Source organism: Acidovorax sp. HMWF018, from assembly GCF_003061035.1.
Lineage (GTDB): Bacteria > Pseudomonadota > Gammaproteobacteria > Burkholderiales > Burkholderiaceae_C > Acidovorax > Acidovorax delafieldii.
Genome location: NZ_QAIM01000600.1, coordinates 1 through 1,952, shown reverse-complemented (window position 1 = coordinate 1,952; position 1,952 = coordinate 1). Strand labels below are relative to the sequence as shown.

Below are 1,952 nucleotides of genomic sequence, written 5' to 3'. Positions count from 1 at the left end.
TTTCAGTGCAATAACTGGCGGTACGCAAACCCAGCACTGGCGCGGGGGTGGTGTTGGTAGATCGTTGATTCTGTTGGCTTTCCTGTTCACTTCTCAAACGGGTATCGTGGCCTCCCGCTAATGGGGTTCACGATGCAGGACTGGCAAACGACGTTTTTGGGGATGCGTGAGCTGCCCCGCGATATCAGTGACTTCGAGATGAAGGCGTTTTTCACCTTCGATGGTGCAGAGCGCGAGGCAATCAATGCGCGCCGGGGTGACGCCCACAAGCTCGGTCTGGCGCTGCATATCGGGTTTTTGCGCATGAGTGGCCGCCTGCTGTATGCCTTTCGGGTGGTTCCCGTCGCCCTGTGGCGCCACTTGAGCGAGGAACTTGGCATTGCCACCCCTGATGTGGCTTCGCTGCGCACGCTGTACGGGCGGGAGAAGACACTGTTCGATCACCAGCAAGTAGCGTGCACGGCCCTTGGTTTTCGGTGGATGAGCGAGCACCAACGCCGCTCCCTGGTGCGTGAACTGCGGGACGAAGTGGCCCGTTGCGCCGACCGCGATCAACTGCTCGGGAGGGCCCGCCAATGGCTGTACAAGAATAAGCTGGTGATCGTGCACGAGCGGGCCATCCGGACTTTGATTGCGAGCGCACTCACCCAGCTCGAAGCGGAGACAGGTGCTGCAATCGCCGCCAGCGTCGATCCGGCAACCCTTGATCGGTGGCGAACCTCGGTTGCAGAGCTGCGCCCAGATGGACAAACCCAACAAAGCTGGCTGTGGTCGGCGCCGGCCAAGCACTCAACCCGCCAAATCAGCGAGGTACTTGAACGCATCGATCTGCTGTACGAGCTGGACGTTCATAAACACCTGACCGACATCCCCGATCTCATCTTGCGCCGTTACGCGCGCCGACTAGTCTCTCGGCCGCCGTCTGCCGGCGCCAAGATCAAGGAACCCGCGCGCACCGTGGAGGTCGCCTGCTTTCTGCGGTATTGCCTGTTCACCACCACGGACCAGTTGATTTTGATGGTGCAGCGCCGGATTGCCGATCTGTGGCGCCAGACCGCTGCCGAGGTCCCCGCCACCGTCAACTGGGCGGCGATGTACAAAACGCTACTGGCCGAACTCGTGGCCTTGAGCGCCCAGGGCGCTGTGCCGGACGCCGAGCTGCGCGCACGGCTTGAAGCCTTGGTCATCGAAACCCAGAAACGCAAGCCACCCAGTCGGGCCTCCCTTGTGCGCGAAGGATTGATTGATGTCATTCGCCCCGTACGCTCACTGCTTGTGGCAATTGCAAAGCTTCCATGGCAAGCCACCGGAGAGCATCCCACCATCGACGCCCTGACGAAATTGAGCGCCTATTACGCCAGTAACATCAGAAAGTTGCCGGATGGCGTTGTCGCGCCAGGCCTGGGGAAGGTCTGGCAAGCCGCCATATCCAGCCCAGACCGGGAACGGGCGTTTCGGGCATTGGAGGTTGCCACCTTGTTTGCCCTGCGCCGCGCGGTGCGCAATGGATCGGTCTGGATCGAGCACAGCTTGAGTTTTAGGGGCCGTGCACGCCTGTTCTTCACGGACGAACGTTGGAAGGACGAGTCCAAGAAGCACTATGCCCGTCTGTCGCTGCCCGGCAAGGCGGCCACCTTTCTGAAGCCATTGTTGGCCAAGGTAACTGCAGGTGTCGATGCTGTGGCTGCGGCGGCACGCAGTGGCGTACTGCGCGTCGACGATGAACTCCACCTCTCAGTTTTACCCGCCGAAGACGAAGACCCCGAAGTCACCAAGCTACGGGCGGCTTTGGATCACCGCATCGGCGAAGTGCAATTGCCTGAAGTGATTCTGGCCGTTGACGCCCAGGTGCGCTTCAGCTGGATCATGCTCGGCCGTGAACCACGGTCAACAGCGGAACTGCTGATGGTCTATGCCGGCATCATGGCCCACGGCACCAGTCTGACAGCCAT

The 1,952-nt window shown here is 60.9% G+C and carries 1 protein-coding gene; it reads left to right on the top strand.

What is annotated here, in order from left to right; translation table 11 throughout:
* Positions 1–132: 132 nt before the first annotated feature.
* A partial coding sequence (locus tag DBR23_RS25535) for a DUF4158 domain-containing protein (protein ID WP_146191448.1) occupies positions 133–1,952 on the top strand: 1,820 nt, incomplete at its 3' end.